The 17,489-nt window shown below is 61.0% G+C and carries 15 protein-coding genes; 7 read left to right on the top strand and 8 right to left on the bottom strand.

What is annotated here, in order from left to right; genetic code table 11:
* The first annotated feature begins 10 nt into the window (after positions 1-10).
* From JFT63_RS02780 to JFT63_RS02770, 3 genes are all read left to right on the top strand, one after another.
* On the top strand, positions 11-1,618 hold the full coding sequence (locus JFT63_RS02780) for a carboxyl transferase domain-containing protein (protein ID WP_198843406.1): 1,608 nt from the start codon (positions 11-13) through the stop codon (positions 1,616-1,618).
* Positions 1,619-1,751: 133 nt separating this feature from the next.
* The gene (locus tag JFT63_RS02775) at positions 1,752-2,558 is read left to right on the top strand and encodes a gamma-carboxygeranoyl-CoA hydratase (protein WP_198706697.1); all 807 of its coding nucleotides are present in this window, start codon (positions 1,752-1,754) and stop codon (positions 2,556-2,558) included.
* Entirely contained in the window at positions 2,555-4,480 is a 1,926-nt protein-coding gene (locus JFT63_RS02770) for an acetyl/propionyl/methylcrotonyl-CoA carboxylase subunit alpha (RefSeq protein WP_198843405.1), read from the top strand. Before JFT63_RS02775 ends, JFT63_RS02770 begins: the two co-directional genes overlap by 4 nt.
* On the opposite strand, the gene JFT63_RS02765 is transcribed toward JFT63_RS02770, so the two are convergent.
* Complete coding sequence (locus JFT63_RS02765; protein ID WP_198706695.1) at positions 4,477-5,112, bottom strand: LexA family protein; 636 nt, start codon at positions 5,110-5,112, stop codon at positions 4,477-4,479. The genes JFT63_RS02770 and JFT63_RS02765 overlap by 4 nt on opposite strands.
* A gap of 130 nt (positions 5,113-5,242) precedes the next feature.
* Here JFT63_RS02765 and JFT63_RS02760 point away from each other — a divergent pair, with 130 nt between their 5' ends.
* A complete protein-coding gene (locus JFT63_RS02760; RefSeq protein WP_198843404.1) occupies positions 5,243-5,593 on the top strand; it encodes a DUF6124 family protein in 351 nt (116 codons plus the stop codon).
* 464 nt (positions 5,594-6,057) lie between these two features.
* Positions 6,058-7,209: a M14 family metallopeptidase gene (locus JFT63_RS02755; protein WP_198843403.1), complete on the top strand. Its 1,152-nt coding sequence runs from the start codon at positions 6,058-6,060 to the stop codon at positions 7,207-7,209.
* Between the two features lie 52 nt (positions 7,210-7,261).
* Here the strand turns inward: JFT63_RS02755 and JFT63_RS02750 are convergent, their stop codons facing one another.
* From JFT63_RS02750 to JFT63_RS02730, 5 genes are all read right to left on the bottom strand, one after another.
* Positions 7,262-7,801 carry a cytochrome b gene (locus tag JFT63_RS02750; protein ID WP_057700511.1) on the bottom strand — a complete coding sequence of 180 codons (540 nt, stop codon included), beginning with the start codon at positions 7,799-7,801 and terminating at the stop codon, positions 7,262-7,264.
* Complete coding sequence (locus tag JFT63_RS02745) at positions 7,798-8,880, bottom strand: catalase family peroxidase (RefSeq protein ID WP_198843402.1); 1,083 nt, start codon at positions 8,878-8,880, stop codon at positions 7,798-7,800. Before JFT63_RS02745 ends, JFT63_RS02750 begins: the two co-directional genes overlap by 4 nt.
* Before the next feature lie 118 nt (positions 8,881-8,998).
* Entirely contained in the window at positions 8,999-9,763 is a 765-nt protein-coding gene (locus JFT63_RS02740) for an enoyl-CoA hydratase-related protein (RefSeq protein WP_032880559.1), read from the bottom strand.
* Between the two features lie 42 nt (positions 9,764-9,805).
* Positions 9,806-11,092, bottom strand: a complete 1,287-nt coding sequence (locus JFT63_RS02735; protein WP_198843401.1) for a hypothetical protein — start codon at positions 11,090-11,092, stop codon at positions 9,806-9,808.
* Positions 11,085-12,692 (bottom strand): amino acid adenylation domain-containing protein, encoded by a 1,608-nt coding sequence (locus JFT63_RS02730; RefSeq protein ID WP_198843400.1) that lies wholly within the window; start codon positions 12,690-12,692, stop codon positions 11,085-11,087. The genes JFT63_RS02735 and JFT63_RS02730 overlap by 8 nt, the downstream gene beginning before the upstream one ends.
* A 197-nt stretch (positions 12,693-12,889) precedes the next feature.
* On the opposite strand from JFT63_RS02730, the gene JFT63_RS02725 reads away from it, so the two are divergent.
* Together JFT63_RS02725 and JFT63_RS02720 are read left to right on the top strand one after the other, a co-directional pair.
* On the top strand, positions 12,890-13,396 hold the full coding sequence (locus JFT63_RS02725; protein ID WP_198843399.1) for a sigma-70 family RNA polymerase sigma factor: 507 nt from the start codon (positions 12,890-12,892) through the stop codon (positions 13,394-13,396).
* Positions 13,393-14,130, top strand: coding sequence for an anti-sigma factor family protein (locus tag JFT63_RS02720; RefSeq protein WP_198843398.1), 738 nt, complete (start codon positions 13,393-13,395; stop codon positions 14,128-14,130). The genes JFT63_RS02725 and JFT63_RS02720 overlap by 4 nt, the downstream gene beginning before the upstream one ends.
* Here the strand turns inward: JFT63_RS02720 and JFT63_RS02715 are convergent.
* Both JFT63_RS02715 and JFT63_RS02710 read right to left on the bottom strand, forming a co-directional pair.
* Entirely contained in the window at positions 14,127-15,047 is a 921-nt protein-coding gene (locus JFT63_RS02715; protein ID WP_198843483.1) for a Csu type fimbrial protein, read from the bottom strand. The two genes, JFT63_RS02720 and JFT63_RS02715, sit on opposite strands and share 4 nt — an antisense overlap.
* Before the next feature lie 77 nt (positions 15,048-15,124).
* Positions 15,125-17,473 (bottom strand): fimbria/pilus outer membrane usher protein, encoded by a 2,349-nt coding sequence (locus JFT63_RS02710; protein WP_198843482.1) that lies wholly within the window; start codon positions 17,471-17,473, stop codon positions 15,125-15,127.
* Positions 17,474-17,489: the final 16 nt, after the last annotated feature.

Raw genomic sequence — 17,489 nt, 5'->3', positions numbered from 1 at the left:
GGAGCGCGTCATGGCCACCCTGCATACCCAGCTCAACCCACGCTCGGCGGAATTTGCCGCCAATAGCGCGGCGATGCTTGCACAGGTCGACGCCCTGCATACCCTGCTCGCCCACGTGCAACTGGGTGGCGGCGCCAAGGCCCAGGAACGCCACACCTCGCGCGGCAAGCTGTTGCCCCGCGAGCGCATCAACCGTCTGCTCGACCCGGGCTCGCCGTTTCTGGAGCTGAGCCAACTGGCCGCCCATCAGGTATATGGCGAAGACGTTCCGGCTGCCGGGGTGATCGCCGGTATCGGCCGGGTGGAAGGCGTCGAATGCATGATCGTGGCCAACGATGCCACGGTCAAAGGCGGCTCCTATTACCCACTGACCGTTAAAAAACACCTGCGTGCCCAGACCATCGCCGAGCAGAACCGTCTGCCGTGTATCTACCTGGTGGATTCCGGCGGCGCCAACCTGCCGCGCCAGGACGAGGTGTTCCCCGACCGCGAGCACTTTGGGCGGATCTTCTTCAACCAGGCCAACATGAGCGCCCAGGGCATCCCGCAGATTGCTGTGGTGATGGGCTCATGTACCGCCGGCGGCGCCTATGTGCCAGCGATGGCCGACGAAGCGATCATGGTGCGTCAGCAAGCCACTATTTTTCTGGCCGGCCCGCCGCTGGTAAAGGCGGCCACCGGTGAAGTGGTCAGCGCCGAAGACCTCGGCGGCGCTGATGTGCACTGCAAGATCTCCGGCGTGGCCGACCACTATGCCGACAGCGATGAACACGCCCTGGCCCTGGCCCGGCGCAGCGTGGCCAACCTCAATTGGCGCAAACAGGGTGAGTTGCGGCAGCGCCCGCCCGTGGCACCGCTGTACAGCAGCGAAGAGCTTTACGGGGTGATTCCGGCGGATGCCAAACAGCCGTTCGATGTACGCGAAGTCATCGCGCGGCTGGTGGACGGTTCGGTGTTCGACGAGTTCAAGGCGTTGTTCGGGACGACCTTGGTATGCGGCTTTGCGCACCTGCATGGCTACCCGATCGCGATTCTGGCCAACAACGGCATCCTGTTTGCCGAGGCCGCACAGAAAGGCGCGCACTTTATCGAGCTGGCCTGTCAACGGGGGATTCCCCTGCTGTTTCTGCAAAACATCACCGGTTTCATGGTCGGCCAGAAATACGAAGCCGGGGGTATCGCCAAGCATGGCGCCAAGCTGGTGACGGCAGTGGCGTGCGCCAGGGTGCCGAAATTCACCGTGATCATCGGTGGCAGCTTTGGCGCCGGTAACTACGGGATGTGTGGCCGCGCCTATGACCCGCGCTTCTTGTGGATGTGGCCCAACGCACGCATTGGCGTGATGGGCGCCGAACAGGCGGCCGGGGTGCTGGTGCAAGTCAAACGCGAGCAGGCTGAACGCGCTGGCAACGGTTTCAGTGCCGAGGAGGAAGCCGCCATCAAGCAGCCGATCCTCGACCAGTATGAAACCCAGGGCCACCCCTACTACTCCAGCGCGCGCTTGTGGGATGACGGCGTTATCGACCCCCTGCAGACCCGCGATGTGCTGGCCCTGGCCTTGTCCGCCGCGCTGAACGCCCCCATCGAGCCGAGCCGCTTCGGCGTGTTCCGCATGTAACCTGTAGGAGCGAGCTTGCTCGCGAAGAACGTCAGAGCAACGCGAACATCCAGAATACCCGCGTTATCGTTGACGACCTTCGCGATCAAGCTCGCTCCTACAGGAGGCCTCTCATTATCATGGAGCTCCTTGCATGAACGATTTCAACACCCTCGAACTGATCACCGACAGCCGTGGCTTTGCCACGCTGTGGCTCAGTCGTGAAGCCAAGAACAACGCGTTCAATGCCGAAATGATCCGCGAACTGATCCTTGCCCTGGACCAGGTGCAAGGCGACCCATCTCTGCGCTTTCTGGTGGTGCGCGGGCGCGGCAAGCACTTCAGCGCCGGCGCCGACCTGGCCTGGATGCAACAGTCTGCCGAGTTGGACTATCACACCAACCTGGACGACGCCCGCGAACTGGCGGAGCTGATGTACAACCTGTCCAAGCTGAAAATTCCCACGCTGGCCGTGGTGCAAGGCGCGGCCTATGGGGGCGCGCTGGGCCTGATCAGTTGCTGCGACATGGCCATCGGCGCCGATGATGCGCAATTTTGCCTGTCGGAAGTGCGCATCGGTCTGGCGCCGGCAGTGATCAGCCCGTTCGTGGTGCAGGCCATTGGCGAACGCGCAGCCCGTCGCTATGCCCTGACGGCCGAACGGTTTGGTGGCCAAAGGGCACGGGAGATCGGCTTGCTGGCGGAGAGCTATCCGGTCGAAACCCTGGATCAACACGTGGATCAATGGGTCGCCAACCTGCTGCAAAACAGCCCGGCGGCGATGCGCGCCAGTAAGGATTTGCTGCGTGAAGTCGGTCACGGCGCACTCACCCCTGCACTGCGACGGTATTGCGAAAATGCCATCGCACGCATTCGGGTAAGCGCCGAGGGCCAGGAAGGGTTGCGGGCCTTCCTGCAAAAACGTGCGCCAAGCTGGCAAGCCCAGGAGCCGCGCTCATGAGTACACTGACTACCCTCCTGGTGGCCAACCGTGGCGAGATCGCCTGCCGAGTCATGCGCACCGCCAAGGCCATGGGGCTGACGACCGTGGCCGTGCACAGCGCCATCGACCGTGATGCGCGCCATAGCCGCGAGGCGGATATTTGTGTCGACCTGGGAGGCAGCAAAGCCACCGACAGTTACCTGCAAATCGACAAACTGATTGCCGCCGCCCACGCCAGTGGCGCCCAGGCGATTCACCCCGGCTACGGCTTCCTCTCGGAAAACGCCGGCTTTGCCCGGGCCATCGAGGCGGCAGGCTTGATCTTCCTCGGCCCTCCCGCTGCGGCCATCGACGCCATGGGCAGCAAATCGGCGGCCAAGGCCTTGATGGAAACCGCAGGCGTGCCCCTGGTGCCGGGCTATCACGGTCAGGCCCAGGACCTGGAAACCTTCCGCGACGCCTGTGAGCGTATTGGCTACCCGGTATTGCTCAAGGCGACGGCCGGTGGCGGCGGCAAGGGCATGAAGGTGGTCGAGGATGTCAGCCAATTGGCCGACGCCCTGGCCTCCGCCCAGCGCGAGGCACTGTCGTCCTTCGGCAATGGGCAGATGCTGGTGGAGAAGTACTTGCTCAAGCCGCGTCATGTCGAGATTCAGGTATTTGCCGACCAGCATGGTCATTGTCTTTACCTCAATGAACGCGACTGTTCGATCCAGCGGCGCCATCAAAAGGTCGTCGAAGAAGCGCCGGCGCCAGGGCTCAGTATTGAGCAGCGCAAGGCCATGGGCGAAGCGGCCGTACGTGCGGCCCAGGCCATCGGCTATGTGGGTGCCGGGACGGTGGAGTTTCTGCTGGATGCCCGTGGCGAGTTTTTCTTTATGGAGATGAACACGCGACTGCAGGTGGAACATCCGGTCACCGAAGCGATTACCGGTCTGGACCTGGTGGCCTGGCAGATCCGGGTCGCCCAGGGCGAGGCACTGCCGATCACGCAGGAACAGGTACCCTTGATCGGTCATGCGATTGAAGTGCGGCTGTATGCCGAAGACCCGGCCAATGATTTCCTGCCGGCCACCGGGCACCTGGCGCTGTACCGCGAGTCCAGCCCAGGCCCGGGCCGTCGGGTGGACAGCGGTGTCGAGCAAGGGGACAGCGTGTCGCCCTTCTACGACCCGATGCTCGGCAAACTGATCGCCTGGGGCGAAGACCGCGAACAGGCCCGCCTGCGTCTTTTAAGTATGCTCGATGAGTTTGCCGTGGGTGGGTTCAAGACCAACCTGGGTTTTCTGCGGCGCATCGTCGGCCATCCCGCGTTTGCGGCGGCTGAGTTGGATACCGGGTTTATCCCGCGTTATCAGGATGAACTGCTACCGGCGCCCGGTGCGTTGAGCGAGGTATTCTGGCAGGCCGCGGGCGCGGCGTTTATGCAGAGCCTGCCGGTGGGTGATGGGCCTTGGGCCAATAACCAGGGCTTTCGCACGGGGCTGCCCGCCGAAGTGTCGCTGCATCTGAGCTGCAACGGGCAAGATCGGCTGGTGACATTGGCCGGGCACGCGTCGCAACTGTGCGGCGAACAACTGTTGATCGAACACCAGGGTGTACGCCGTGCCCAGCTGGCAGTCCGCAACGAAGGCAGCCTGTACCTGCGCTGGGAGGGCGAGATGCATGACGTCAGGCTGTTCGACCCGATTGCCGCGGTCGAGGCCGGCCAATCTCATCAGGGCGGGCTCAGCGCACCGATGAACGGCAGTATCGTGCGCGTGCTGGTGGAGGTTGGCCAAACTGTTGAGGCTGGCACACAGCTGGTGGTACTTGAAGCCATGAAGATGGAACACAGCATTCGTGCGCCCCATGCCGGTGTGGTCAAGGCGCTGTTCTGCCAGGAAGGTGAAATGGTTGCCGAAGGCAGCGCGCTGGTGGAGCTTGAAAGCACCGACTAGAACTTCGCGCTGGCTTGCACCACGACGCCAAGGAGGCGGCAGTCGTCGGTGAGCAGCGCCTTGGGGTACGTGGGGTTGAGCGGCACCAGGTAGCGCTGGCCGCTCTCTTCCTGCAATTGACGAAAAGTGGCTTGGGAACTGCCGGCCCATTGGGCCACCACCAGTTTGCCGGGTACAGGATCGATGGCCGGATCCACCAGGATCATCATCCCGGCACCGATGCTCATTCCCGTTGGCGCGGTCATGGCGTCGCCCGTCACAGGCAGCCAGAACGCCTCGCCACGAGCGTGGTAATCGGTTAATTCGTAGCGGCCAGGCCCATAGGCTGCACGTTCTTCGCGCAGCTCGCACGCCTGCTGCCAATCGCTGACCGGGTAGCGGAAATACGGGTTGTAGTGCTGTTCCAACACAGGCTCCTGCACGGCCCGCTCACGAATCTCCAGCGCCACCTCCAGGTAGCCCAGCCCCAGCTCGGCCAGTACCCGGTTCATGTCCGCCAGGCTTGGCACTCGACGCTTGTTGAGCCAATGGCCGACACCGCCCTGGGACATGCCCAGGCGCTCCGCCAATTGCTCCTGCGTGACCTTGCGGTCTTTCATGTTGGCTTTGACCAACGCTATCCAGTTATCCATGGCGCCTGACAATACGGTGCGTATTTTTCGGGGCAATAAACAGTTTGTAGTAATCCATAAAACGACATAAATACGATACGTACTATCATCAAGCCTAAGGATTTCGACACCCACCGGAGTACTGCCGCTTATGACCAATAGCCCGCATTCATTGCCCGAAACACCGGAACACGTTGAGTTACAACACATGTGCCACAGCGACGCAGCCCAGCGCGCGCTGGACTATTACTTGAAAGAAGAGATGTCGACGCCGGACGTGGAAGGTGCCCTGTTCGCGATCAAGCCGGGCGTCAGCCAGGAGGAGGCCCTGGTTCATGCTTCGGACCTGCTGCGCAGTGCTGCGGCAACCGCCTACGAGTCAGCGTGCCGCCATCAGGGCAATCAGCGCGACCTGGCGTTTTCCGTGGTGTATTTGATCGATATGGCGAAGGCGATGGTGGAGCGCTCGTTGCAAACGCCAGAGGCCCAGGCAAACGCGTAACAGACACGAAAGAAAAATATTTCTATCCCACGGATAAAAACATTTGACTTGCAAATGATAATGATTATTATTGGACCCAGCTGATCGCGAGATCAGTCGATAGACCAAGGGACCTTAGGTCGGACTCTTGGAATATCTCCTCATCAGGCTAATCACGGTTTTTGACCCGGCTCTTTGGCCGGGTCTTTTTTTTGCCAGTTTCCCTGGCATGGCTTCAGGCTAATGAAGACTGTGTGTTGCTCGATGGCGCGCATGGTAGCAAAAGAGCATCGCAGAAAGAAAGCCACGCAACTGCTCTAGGCCGGATCTTTGCGAAATAGCGCTTGAGAATCAATCTCATAGACCCTAAGCTGCTGCGGCGTCACGGATGACGCCCCCTCCCCGTGCAACAATTTTGCATCCAGGTTTTACCTGACCTCTGTGTAATATAGCCGCCACATCACTCATATTCAGGCAACCAGACTATGACCGTGGCTTTGACCTCCATCAAGATCAGCACCGATTTCGACAGCGGCAATATCCAGGTCCTGGATGCCAGCGATGCCTATCAGTTGTTGCTGGCAATCAAACCTGATACCCGTAGCAAACATTTTCAATGGTTCCACTTCAAGGCCGAAGGCATGCACGTGGGGCACACCCACACCTTTCGATTGAGCAACGCGGGTGGCTCATCCTATAAACACGCCTGGAGCGGCTACAACGCCGTGGCGTCCTATGACCATATCAACTGGTTCCGCGTGCCAACGCGCTTTGATGGCGAGATTCTGCATATCACGCTCCAGACCCGCGAAAAGCACGCATGGTTCGCCTACTTCGAACCCTACAGCCGTGAACGCCACGACTGGCTGATCGAACAAGCCCTGAAGTACGCCGGCGTCAAGCTGCTGGCCACCGGCAAGAGTATCGAAGGGCGCGATATACAACTGTTGCGTCGTGGCAAAGGGGCTGAAGGCCGCCTCAAGGTGTGGATCATTGCCCAGCAGCATCCCGGCGAACACATGGCCGAATGGTTTATGGAAGGCGTGATTGAGCGCCTGCAAAAGGACGGTGACGTCGAGTTGAAAAAACTCCTGAAAGTAGCCGACCTGTACCTGGTGCCCAACATGAACCCCGACGGCGCTTTCCATGGTCACCTGCGTACCAACGCGATGGGCCAGGACCTCAACCGCGCCTGGCAGAGCGCCGATCAGGAAACCAGCCCGGAAGTGCTGTTTGTGCAGCAGCAAATGGAAAAGTACGGCGTGGACCTGTTCCTCGATATCCATGGCGACGAAGAAATCCCCTACATCTTCACCGCCGGCTGCGAAGGCAATCCAGGCTACACCCCACGCATCGAAGCTCTGGAAAAACGCTTTCGCAACCACCTGAGCCATCTGACCCGGGACTTCCAAACTACCCACGGCTACACCCGCGACCTGCCGGGCGAAGCCAACATGACCCTGGCCTGCAACGCGGTCGGTGAGAAATACGACTGCCTGTCTTTGACCCTGGAAATACCCTTCAAGGACAACGACGATGCGCCCAACCCGCGTACCGGCTGGTCGGGCGATCGATCGAAACAGCTGGGCAAGGACGTATTGAGCAGCGTCGCCGATATCGTCGGGCTGTTGCGCTAACCCCCTGCGGCAAGCGTTTTATGGCGAGCAAGCTCGCTCGCCACAGAAGCGATTAATCCCGCGTGCCGGTCATGCTCTGCAATACCCCATCGCGGCGGATCAACCCGTGAAACAACGCCGCAGCCAAGTGCACCAGCACCGTCAGGAACAACAGGTAGGCAAGGTAGCCGTGAGCCTTGCGCAACAGCGCAAACAACGGCGCATTCGCCCCTACCAGCGCAGGCAGTTGCACGGAGCTGCTGAGCATCACCGGGTCACCGGCGGCCGAAATCATCGCCCAGCCGAGCAGCGGTAACACCAGCATTAACGCATAAAGCAGCACATGGGAAGCCTTGGCCGCCAGCACTTGCCACATCGGCAAGTCGGCAGGCAAAGGCGGTTGCCGGGTGGAAAAACGCACAGCCAAGCGCACAATCACCAGCGCCAGAATCGCAATACCCAGCGGTTTGTGCAGGTGGATCAACCACTCATGGCGCTCAGACACCGACGCCGCCAGTCCCGCACCGATAAACAGCATGGCAATGATCATCAGCGCCATCAGCCAGTGCAGCAGACGCGCCAGCGGCGCGAAAAAACGCGGTTGAGCATTCATGGCTTCGACTCCTGAGGGGCGCTGTGCAACGGGCTGACTTCTCCCGCGCGGCGCAGGTATGAGCTGGCGTACGCGGCGGAACGTGCGGCCAACAGCGGATCGTTGGAGGCCTCGATACCACTGGGCAAAATCAGCGGGTCAAAGTTAATATCACGGCAATCACCGTCTGCCTGCGGCTGGCTGCTTTGCAACACCAGGGTGCCGGCGTTGAGCACCGTGTGCGGACCGCTCCAGGTTTTGCTCGCGTCATCCAGGGGGTCACCGGGGTTGGCCAGGGTCATGTTCAACTGCCAACGCAAAGGCCCGGCGGCCAGGCGCTGCACCAAATCCTGTTGCAGAAAATCACTGCCCGACGGCGCGGTATCACCCGCTGCGTCCTGGGCCTGCGGCACCACGCTCCACCGCACAGCCTGGCGTTTGCCACCTTCGCCCACCAGGTAAAAGGCGTTGATGCCGTTGTAGGTTTGCGTCGCATAACTGGCCGATGGCTTGGCGGTCTTGACCCAGGCCAGGAATGGCGCCGTCTCCGGGTGTGCGGCAAAAAACGCCGGCATGTTCGCAGGGTTGGGCTTGCCGGTGGCCGGGTCTGGCGCACCCGCCTTGAGCAACTGGTAGAACGCCTCGGGCGTGCCCACCGGAAACACCGGCATACTGTTCATTCCCGTACGCCACTGCTGGCCGTTGGCCTGACTGAACTGCACGGCAAAGCTGCGAATCGGCACACTGCTGTCCGGTGCATAGGGGTTACCGCTGGGCAAGGCAAACCGTCCGATTACCGGGGTCTTGGCCTCGCTGAACACCTGGGCGCTGGAGTAAGCACGCGCCTCTGTGCTCGCCTCGAAGTAACCCGCCACACACACACCTTTGGCATGATTGCGGCGAAAGCCCGGGTGTACGCCGTTATTGGTTTCCAGGGCATTGACCAAGGTCTTTGGCCGCAGACGCTGTGGGTCGAGGGTGCCGTTGACGTAGGCAAATGCAACCACCAACACTGCCACCACGCCCCCTATACACGCCAGCCTTACGAGCAGACTTGTAGTACCAAGAGGCGGACGCGGCGGTAAAGAGTGATCAACCATAGAAGCTCCAGGGCCCGAGGCCGCAGGGGGAAAGTGTTATGAGACGAATCCCACGTAGGCTTATTCCCCCTTCACTGTAGTTTCTTTGTAGTCAACGCGCGGCCAGATCGAGTGCCGGCTAGGGCTGATTAAACAAGGCCTGCCGCTTGTGAAGAAATGCCTGCATTCCTTCTTGCTGATCAGGCGTGGCAAACAGGCCATGAAACAACCTTCGCTCCTGACGCACACCTTCGTGCAACCCGACCTCCAGAGAATGCTCCACCGCCTGCCGCGCTGCACGGGTGGCCGTTCGCGAGAAGGAGGCAATTTGTGCCGCCACCGCCATCACCTCGTCCAGCAAGTTCGCAGCCGGGTAAACCCGCGACACCAACCCCGCCTGCTCTGCTTCCGTGGCGGTCATTGACCGGCCAGTCAACACCAGGTCCATGGTCTTGGCCTTGCCGATCAGCCCGGTCAACCGCTGGGTCGCGCCCATGCCCGGGATGACGCCTAGCTTAATTTCAGGCTGTGCAAAGGTGGCGGTATCAGCAGCGAAAATCATGTCGCACATCATCGCCAGCTCACAGCCTCCGCCAAACGCATAGCCCGCCACTGCGGCAATCGTCGGGGTGCGCAAACGGGTGAAGCCCTCCCAACCGACGAAGTAGTCTTCGTTGAGCACGTCCAGATAGGACTTGCCGCTCATCTCTTTGATATCGGCCCCTGCCGCGAAGAACTCTGCGGTGCCGGTAATGACAAAACACCCAATCCGAGGGTCTCGATCCATTGCTTCCAGATGACTGATCAACTCAGTCATCAGCGCCGAACTCAGCGCATTCTTGACTTCAGGACGGTTGAGCTTGACCAGGACCACTCGATCATGACGTTCCACAAACACGTTCATAGGCATCTCCACTGATTGATGTTATTCACACTTGGGGCTGTCTCAGGAATCCCAGATCGCGCCATGGGCGGGTATTCCCCGAGCTTCCAACTCTTGCACCAGACGCTGGGTCACCATTTGGTTGGCAATACAGATCACGGCTTCTGCACCAAAGGCTTGCACTGCGCCATAAGCCAACTTCACCAGGTCTGGCTTGCCGCGCTCATCGGTGTCCCAGATCAATGCGCAAGGCTGGGCGCGCAGAATTTCCTCCACCAGTTCATCGCCATAGGTCGTCCTCGGGCTACGGGCAGACCAGATCAACTGAATCGGTACCTGAGCCGCCAGCAGATGCGGCATGACAGGCCCGATGCCGCTGCCAGTGGCGATGTACACCACCGACTTGAACAGGGTTTCTACATTGGCAACACCCGCTGTGGTGATGCCCTTAACCCACACATGGCGCGGCAAGTCCTCGATAAATCGCCCGGTCCAATCCCCTGCGCGGGAAATTATCAGGCGGAAACCCGCCTCGTGTGGCGTGGGAATATTGGCAAAGGAATGCCACTCCAGCAGTGGGTTGCGGCTGATCGCGGTGGATGAACCGGCGAACGGTGTGGTGTGGCTCAAACGCGTAATCACCGCATGCCCGGAAGGCCGTGCGTGTTCAACAGCCACCTTGCGCAGCCGCAGCCAGGGCAGCAGGACGCTCAGGGTCAGCACTGCCAGCATCCAAAACGTAACGCTGTGCAGCAGGCTCGACGTGGTCAGTAACGTTTGCCACCAGAACAACAGCAACGCACTCCAACCGCCAAACCGATGAACGCGTTCGAACCCATTGTGGAACCGGCCTCGAATACGTGGTTGAGCCATGACCACTATGAGCAGCAATAAGCTGAGCAGCATAACGCTGACCCATAACCCGGCCACCGAAACACTGTCAGGTTGTTGCAGGTAACGCGTAACCTGCACGCCAACCAGGGCGGCAAACCACCCAGTGGCCGCAAAGGCTGCGCCACTGTGCAGCCCACCGAAGTGGTACACCTTGGCCGCGCTACGCCGCACCTGTAAGGGCCATGTAGGCGGTACTCGCGTTGCCAGCCAGAACAGCCCATTGATCACGTATTGCTGGCGAACGAGAATGGCAACCGACAGGTTGATCAGCACCATGTCCGACAGCGTCTGAACCGTGATGGCGTGCAGGTCCAAAGCCAACAGCAAAAACACCAGGTTGCCCATCAGCGCGGCGGCTGCCAGGCGGTTGTAACAGGAAAACATCGGCAGTGACGTCCAGCGACGCCAAAGCGCCGGCTTGGGCGGTACAACGGTACGGATCAGCGTATCAATCATGGCCGGGCTCCCCGGTCGCGAACGCCAGCACCGCCAAATGGTTCTCCCGGGCCGTTTGCAGTAACAATGCCTTATCGATCTTGCCCCTCGCTGTCAGTGGAAAATGCTCCACTGCGTAGATGGACTGAGGCACGCAGTAATAGGCCAGGCGCTGTTGGCACGCGGTTTGGCAAGCCTCGATGTCAGTGCTGGCAGGCGAAACAAAGGCCACCAACGTGCGGCTGTCCAGCTTCAAAGTGACGGCGCGCATGCATCCAGCGCCGGCCTCCAGAGCCGCCGACACCGCATCCAGTTCCACGCGAAAGCCGCGGACTTTCACTTGGTCATCCACGCGCCCTAAGTGTTCGAGCTGGCCGTCTCCCACCCAGCGCCCCAAATCTCGTGTGCGGAACATCATGGCGTCGCCACCGAGAAAGGGATCCGGACGGTATCGCTGCTGGGTCAATGCCGTATTGTTCAGGTAGCCTGCTGTCACACCCGCACCACCGGCCCACATCTCTCCCGTTTCACCCAAGGCACAGGCACGCCCCTGCTCATCGAGCACATAGACAGTGTTATTGGGGGTTGGCCGGCCAATAGTCAGTGGCGTGCCTGGTACATGCCGGTGCAGCGTGTTGACGATGGTCGTCTCGGTAGGACCGCAGCCGTTGTAGAACGTACAGTGCTCGGCCCACCGATCCGCCAGGGCCTGGGAGCAGGCTTCTCCAGCCACCGCAACGACGTCGAGGTGGGGACACTGTCGAGCCTCAAGGGTGGCCAGTATCGAAGGCGTTGCGATCAACACATTGCACTGTGCGGCCGTCTGTGCGATGTCTTTGCCGCGAATCAGCAAGGTCGCACCATGAGCCAGGCAACCGAGTATTTCCCAAGCCGCCATGTCAAAGCCGATATTGAGAATCTGCCCTACGGTACGACCCGGTGCCATCCCCATCCGCCCAGGTTCAGTGAGCAGAATGTTGCATACGTTACGGTGGCTGACACACACGCCGTTAGGGCGCCCTGTAGTTCCAGATGTAAACAGTACAAAGCACAGATCATCCGGGCCAGCACCGACACGCACGCAATCATTGTCTTCAGCCAGCCATGGCGTTTGAGCAATGAACGTATCCAAATTGAGGCAGCGGTGGGACGCGTCTGCCGGAATGCGCTCCACCAGGCTCGATAAGGTCAGAATCACCGGGCTGGTCAATGATTCGAGGACCATGCCCAATTGCAGGGTGGGTACGATTCTGGCGTCCTGAGGGACATACGCGGCGCCAATCTTCAACACCGCCAGGAGCCCGACCAGCATGGGAATCGAGCGCTCGACGAACAATCCCACCGTGTCCCCACGCTTAACACCCTGCCCAAGCAGATGCTCAGCCAATCGATTGGCTTGTCGGTTGAGTTGTTCATAGCTGATACGTTGGCCCGCGCATACCGCAGCGGTCGCCTGGGGTGCCAGCCTCGCTTGCGCTTCGAAGGCGTGGTGCACGTTGGCGTAGGTGGCTCGGGTTGAGAGGCCACAACCCCATTGCTCAAATAAAACCCGCTGCGCGGCAGGCAAATGAGCCAGCGAGATGCAGGAAAAAAACTGTTTATCACTCGGCAAACACGTCATAAGCACCCTCTCACTATTCAACTGCCGGCTTAATGCCGACAGATGCAAGGGTGGATAGAGGGCTGCGCACGAGATTACAGACTCTCAAGGTATACAGACGCTTCCCACGTATTAGCCGGGAAGTTTCTTTGCGCAAAGCGTGGAATAACCTACAGGGACCAACGTCTACTTCAACACACGTGAGTAGACTCATCCCCATGCATGAACTCGACGAACAGTTACACGAACTCATCCCCAGGTTGCGACGTTTTGCCGTATCGCTGACGCGCAACAGCAGCAGCGCCGACGACCTGGTGCAGGCCACTCTGGAGCGGGCGATCATCGCCTGGGCCGATAAGCGTATCGAAGGCGACCTGCGCGCCTGGCTGTTCGCGATCCTCTATCGGCAGTTCCTCGACGCACACCGTCGCAGCCGACGCTATGCACGTATGCTCGAATTCTTCACCGGTCGCGATGACGCGCAACCTTCGGTGGAACGCACAGTGATGGCCCAATCCACCCTGCAAGCCTTCGACCAGCTCACCACCGAACAGCGTGCCCTGCTGCTGTGGGTGTCTGTGGAGGGTTTGAGCTACAAGGAAGTCGCCGAGATACTTGCGGTACCTATCGGCACCGTGATGTCGCGCCTGTCCCGCGCGCGTCAAGCGTTGCGTCAGCTCAGCGATGGCGAAATTGCCGGCCCTGCCCTGCGGAGACTCAAATGATCAGCCTGCCCCCCAGCGAACGCGACCTGCATGCTTACGTCGATCACCAACTGCCGGACAGTGACCGCCGCGCGCTTGAAACCTGGCTGGCCAACCACCCCGAAGCGGCCGCCCAGGTCCACGCCTGGCAACAGGACGCGCAGTTATTGCGGGCATCCTTAAGCGGCGCCCTGCAGCAGCCGAGTAACCCGGCACTGGACCCGGCGTTGATCCGTCAGCGCATCAAGCGTCAGTCGCGCCGCCACTTCGCCACGGCGGCGGTGTTGCTGATCGCCGTGAGCCTTGGCGGGTTTGGCGGCTGGCACGCCCGCGAAGCCACCCAGCCACAGCCGTTGCCGATGACCGATGCCATGCAGGCTTATCGCCTGTTTGCTCAGGACGGCATTATGCCCGCCGACTACAACGACGAGGGCAGCGGCAATATGCAGGCCTGGCTTGACCGCTACTTCAAGCAAGCCCATCGCCTGCCCGACCTCAGCCAGGCAGGCTTCAAGCCGGTCAGCGGGCGCCTGCTCACCACCGATCAGGGTGCAGCGGCCATGGTGCTGTACCAGGACCCCCAGGGCCGACGCATCAGCTTTTATATCCGCCCGCCGGGCCCGAACAATGGGTTCCTGCCCCGTGGCAGCCGCAGCGCCGATGGCTTGCAGGCCGAGTACTGGTCGGGCGGCGGCTACAACTACGCAATGGTCAGCCCGACAGACCAACCCACCCCGGCGCTGATGAAGTTTTAAAAGCCTACGTCCAGCACCACGTTGTCCAGATAGGTGCCGCCGGGTGGCGTGGGCTGGTCGGTGTAGATGCGCGCATTGTAGTTAAACACCTGGCTGCCGATGCCCAACCCATTGCCGGGGTTGACCTCCGCGGTGGAACTGGCCCGCCGCGCCGCGCCGACGCTGCCCCAGCGCGTGGTACCGGCGCTTTTGAAGAGGTCATAGGCCAGGTAGTTGCTGCCCGAAACCATGCGCCGGCGCCCGCCGACGCTGAGCGGGTTCTGGCCATCGCTCAAGCCCACCGTATAGGCACTGCCTTTGGTGCAGGCAATATTGATGGTCTGGCCGGTCACTGCAGTAAACCCACTGACCACCGGCGCGCTGCCAAAGCTGATATTCGGCGCGGTGATCTGGCAGTCATTGGTCACCGTCATGCTGACCGTAAGGGCTGCCGTGCCGCTGCCCGTGTCACGCCCCAGACAAATGCCGCCAAGGCCGATCCCCGAGCAATAATTCCACACCCAGGCAATGTTCAGTGTCTCGGTGTACAGCCCCGCTGCGATATTGCTGCCGGTAATGCTGCTCAGGTACAACGGCACGGTTTTCGCCCCGGGCCCGGCGATAAGGCCAATGCTCTGGGCAATGCCGCCAGCACCGCCGAAATCGAACTGGGTGCCACGGGTGATGGGATAGCTGGTGCTGTTGTTGCCATAAATCGTGTAGCCAATCACATCACCGGTCGGCCCGACCATGCCAGCGGTGGACGAGGTGATCGTGGCGTAGAAGTGGTCGGTAGACACCAGCAGCGAAATCAACGCCTGGGTGCAACTCAATCCGGAGTTGGTGGTAGAACTGGTTTGCGCGGCAGTGCGCACCGTCATCGAGCTGATCGAACCGAAACTGGCCGGCACCGTGGAAACCACCGAACACACCGCCATAACCTGCCCGGAAAACAACAGCCCTGCCCCATACACCCATGCCTTGCCCCTCACCCGCAGCCTCCTTGCTCAAGCACTCACTGGCACACCAACGGCCCGATGAGGGGCACGTCCTGTTGTTGCTCATCGATGTCGAATGTCGCCTGGCAGGTACGCCCCTCACCGAGGGTGACCTGCAGGGTATTGTGGGCGCTGAGATTTTCCAGATAGACCAGCCCATCCCACCCCACCACCGCCTGAGTGTTGCTTTGCTCGTGCAGCACCAGGCTGCCCAGCGCCAACTCCTGATGCTGGCGGTCCACCAGCGTGACACTCGCGGCGAGCACCCGGCGCAGCGCAAACTCCAACAGATAGCCGCTGCCTCGGCGTACCGACACGCGCTGTTCCACATTGGGGCTCTGTACATTCGCCGGCAAGTTCAGCGGGTCGATCTCGTATTTGCCGCGGTAATACGCACTGCTCCACGGCACCAGCAAATGACCGTTACGGTCGGTCTGGCCCACCAACTGGTTTTCGTAGCGCACCGGAATCCCGGCGAACCCCTGGGTACTCACCACCACAAACGCGTCATTGATACGGTTGGCGGCAAAGGTTTCACCGCCCATCCACACCAGCGAGCCGCTGGCATCCACCCAGCGCGTTTCGGCATCGCTGCTGCCGTAAACGCCGGCCTGCAACTGCACTGACTGCAAGCGCCAGGTCAGGTCAGCCTGCCGATAGCTTGGCGCATCGCCCTGGGCATAGCCGAGGTTGTAGCCTACGCCGCCTTCGCTGGGCACCGCGCGGCTGTAGTTGATGCGCTGGCGACTGGCGCCATCTTTGCTGCGCTCGGTGCTCAAGGCCAGGCTGCCGTTGAGGTCGAACGGGATCACCAGTTGCGCCTGCATGGCCCAGTTGCTGTCGCCGATTTCGCGGTTGGCCGACAGGTAGAAGCTGGTGTTGCGCCACAGGGGTTTGCTCCAGCTGAGGTTGAGCAGGCGCGTGCGCGAATCGTCTGCCGCCTGCACGTCGAAATAACCCAGGCCCAGGCTGCCGAAACGTTGAAGGTTGAGGCTCAGCGTCACTTGCTCGCTGCGCTTGCTGAGGCTGGCGTATGGGGTGTCGACCAGGGTCAGGTCGGCGTAGTCATCGCGCCGTTCGACACGTTGGTACATCAGGCTGTAGAGGGTGCTGTTGTACTGGTAGCCGAGGCTCAGTTGCTGGCCGCTGCGGCTGTCGAACTGGCTTTGGCTGAGGGCGGTATTGAGCACGCCGAAGTTGCCTAGGCGCAGGTTGCCGCCAAGCCCGCCGAGGGTCAGGTCGCTGGAGGCTTCGGCATGGCTTTCCAGGGTCAGGTTGTCGGAGTAGCCATAGCGAAAGGTGCCGCTGGCCACGCCCGGCCCATAACCGAAATCGCGCAGGGTGTAGTCACGACGCAAGGTACCGGCAGCCACCGAAAAATCCGTCAAGCCTTGTTGCAGCAAGGTGCTGGTTACATAGAACGGCACCGTGGTCGATACCTGGCGCCCGAGGGCGTCGGTGGTCACCACGACAGCCTCCCCGGCACCGTTGATAAAGGGCACGTTGGTCAGGGTATAAGGACCGGGTTGCAGCTGCGCGGTATCGGATTTATAGCCATTGATAAACAGGTCCACCGACGAGGGCACTGCCGCCTCACCGGCGAACTGCGGCAAAGGGTAAGTGACCAAATCCGGGCGCACTGCAAAGTCTCGGGACAGTTGCACCCCGCCCAGGCGCACCGAGCTGCTCCAGGGCAACGAGCCGCTGATCACATCGCCAGCCTCGTAGGTGAGCAAGCGCTCATCATCAGAAAATCGCCAAGTGGTGTCGTAACGCCGATAACCGTTACCGAGGGCATTGTCATTGATGCCATCGGCCAGGGTCTGGCGCACCTGTCCGGTGTTGGACAAGGTGCCCCAGGTGTCGAACAGCCGCACTTCGTTCCAGGCGGCGAGGTAGCTGCCGCCGTCATCGGTGTCATTGAAATACACGTCATAGTTGAGCAAGGCGCCGAAGCTGCTCATGGCCTGGGTGCGCGGATAGGTGTTGCGGTTGCCGATAAACTGCGCTTGCAACCAGGACGGCGGCACATCCAGCAACAGGCGCTGGCCATTGCTGTCGTAGTCACTGTGCAGCCCATGAACCTGGTCCAGGGCCACGCTGCCGACAGGCTCGCCGGGCAGTTTCATGCCCACTTCCTGCAACGCGCTGGCCGGCACGAACAACTGGCCGGCGCGCTGGTCGACCGCAATGACGCGGCCTGTGTCCATCTGGTTGACCACCAGTTCCAGAAACAGCTGTGCATCGGCAACTGCCTCCATGCTGCCGGGCGGCGGCGGTAAGTCGCCTGCCATCGCAGCGCCCCACAGCCCGCTTGCCACTGCCACCGACGGCCATAAACCTCGAGCCCAGCCACGACTCACCATGGCGTTGTGTCCTTCA

It is taken from the genome of Pseudomonas sp. MF7453 (assembly GCF_016405455.1).
GTDB lineage: Bacteria > Pseudomonadota > Gammaproteobacteria > Pseudomonadales > Pseudomonadaceae > Aquipseudomonas > Aquipseudomonas paralactis.
Note: the sequence above shows the minus strand (reverse complement) of the source record. Positions and strands in the feature narration are given on the sequence as shown.

Excerpts from the sequence above, each read along its gene's own strand:
- JFT63_RS02780 (WP_198843406.1), top strand. The coding sequence starts at position 11 with ATGGCCACCCTGCATACCCAGCTCAACCCACGCTCGGCGGAATTTGCC.
- JFT63_RS02775 (WP_198706697.1), top strand. The coding sequence starts at position 1,752 with ATGAACGATTTCAACACCCTCGAACTGATCACCGACAGCCGTGGCTTT.
- JFT63_RS02770 (WP_198843405.1), top strand. The coding sequence starts at position 2,555 with ATGAGTACACTGACTACCCTCCTGGTGGCCAACCGTGGCGAGATCGCC.
- JFT63_RS02765 (WP_198706695.1), bottom strand. The coding sequence starts at position 5,112 with ATGGATAACTGGATAGCGTTGGTCAAAGCCAACATGAAAGACCGCAAG.
- JFT63_RS02760 (WP_198843404.1), top strand. The coding sequence starts at position 5,243 with ATGACCAATAGCCCGCATTCATTGCCCGAAACACCGGAACACGTTGAG.
- JFT63_RS02755 (WP_198843403.1), top strand. The coding sequence starts at position 6,058 with ATGACCGTGGCTTTGACCTCCATCAAGATCAGCACCGATTTCGACAGC.
- JFT63_RS02750 (WP_057700511.1), bottom strand. The coding sequence starts at position 7,801 with ATGAATGCTCAACCGCGTTTTTTCGCGCCGCTGGCGCGTCTGCTGCAC.
- JFT63_RS02745 (WP_198843402.1), bottom strand. The coding sequence starts at position 8,880 with ATGGTTGATCACTCTTTACCGCCGCGTCCGCCTCTTGGTACTACAAGT.
- JFT63_RS02740 (WP_032880559.1), bottom strand. The coding sequence starts at position 9,763 with ATGAACGTGTTTGTGGAACGTCATGATCGAGTGGTCCTGGTCAAGCTC.
- JFT63_RS02735 (WP_198843401.1), bottom strand. The coding sequence starts at position 11,092 with ATGATTGATACGCTGATCCGTACCGTTGTACCGCCCAAGCCGGCGCTT.
- JFT63_RS02730 (WP_198843400.1), bottom strand. The coding sequence starts at position 12,692 with ATGACGTGTTTGCCGAGTGATAAACAGTTTTTTTCCTGCATCTCGCTG.
- JFT63_RS02725 (WP_198843399.1), top strand. The coding sequence starts at position 12,890 with ATGCATGAACTCGACGAACAGTTACACGAACTCATCCCCAGGTTGCGA.
- JFT63_RS02720 (WP_198843398.1), top strand. The coding sequence starts at position 13,393 with ATGATCAGCCTGCCCCCCAGCGAACGCGACCTGCATGCTTACGTCGAT.
- JFT63_RS02715 (WP_198843483.1), bottom strand. The coding sequence starts at position 15,047 with ATGGCGGTGTGTTCGGTGGTTTCCACGGTGCCGGCCAGTTTCGGTTCG.
- JFT63_RS02710 (WP_198843482.1), bottom strand. The coding sequence starts at position 17,473 with ATGGTGAGTCGTGGCTGGGCTCGAGGTTTATGGCCGTCGGTGGCAGTG.